The sequence below is a fragment of the Amaricoccus sp. W119 genome, from assembly GCF_047275745.1.
Taxonomy (GTDB): Bacteria; Pseudomonadota; Alphaproteobacteria; order Rhodobacterales; family Rhodobacteraceae; genus Amaricoccus.
On the sequence record NZ_JBKQWU010000220.1, the window covers coordinates 1 to 550 of the forward strand.

At 65.1% G+C, this 550-nt stretch carries 1 pseudogene; it reads right to left on the reverse strand.

The window, feature by feature from the left end:
• A pseudogene (locus tag ACLJK8_RS23105) lies at window positions 1-485 on the reverse strand (transposase); the annotation flags it as partial.
• Window positions 486-550: the final 65 nt, after the last annotated feature.

A 550-nucleotide genomic window follows, 5' to 3' on the forward strand; every position in this document is an offset into this window, starting at 1 on the left:
CATCGCGGCGATCCGGCGATAGCCATAGCGGCCGTACTGGGTGGCGAGTGCGACGATATCGGCGGTGAGCGCCGCGTCATCGGCCCGCCCCTTCGGCGCCTTTCTCTGGGTCGAGCGATGCTGCCCCAGCACGCGGCACGCCAGCCTCTCGGACACGCTGAACTTCGTCCTGACGTGATCGATGCAGCGGCGGCGACGAGCGGGGCTCAGAAGTTTCCCGAGGCGGCCTCGCGCAGGATCAGCTTCTCGAGCGTCAGATCCGAGACCGCCTTGCGCAGCCGCTCGTTCTCTTTCTCAAGATCCTTCAGGCGCTTGACCTGGTCGCTCTTCAGCCCGCCGAACTCCTTGCGCCAGCGGTAGTAGGTGAATGGCGTCACGCCGATCGCACGGATCGCTTCCGCGACCGGCCGCCCCTGCGACAGCAACACGTCGACCTGCCTCAGCTTCGCGACAATCTCCTCGGGCTTGTGCTTTCTGCGCGGCATTCCTGGCATCCTCCAAAGGCTCAAAAGCCTACCTCAGGGAGGACCACTTTTCAGGGGGCAGACCA